Source organism: Bacillus sp. SIMBA_008, assembly GCF_046535495.1.
Lineage (GTDB): Bacteria > Bacillota > Bacilli > Bacillales > Bacillaceae > Bacillus > Bacillus subtilis.
On record NZ_JAWRWL010000504.1, the window covers coordinates 1 to 270 of the forward strand.

Genomic DNA, 270 nt, shown 5'->3' on the forward strand with positions numbered 1-270 from the left:
GTGTGATGATTCCGGCCAGGTTCCCACAAAGACTCGTGGAACGTATTGATCCCGCCAGCCTGCCCGCCGACTGGCGGGAGATATCAGCGAGGGGCGAACTGCAGCAGATCGGGAACACATGGTCGCAGATGCGTACTAGTGCCGTGCTGGCGGTTCCCAGTGCAGTCGTCCCGGCTGAAACCAACTATCTGCTCAACCCTAACCATGCCGATTTCGTTGATGTCGAAATTGGAGCGCGAGAAGAATGGCTGACCGATACGCGGCTGTTGC

1 protein-coding gene is annotated in these 270 nt (G+C 58.1%); it reads left to right on the forward strand.

What is annotated here, in order from left to right; translation table 11 throughout:
• Positions 1-35: 35 nt before the first annotated feature.
• On the forward strand, positions 36-270 hold a 235-nt coding region (locus tag SB658_RS24210), incomplete at its 3' end, for an RES family NAD+ phosphorylase (protein WP_410602895.1).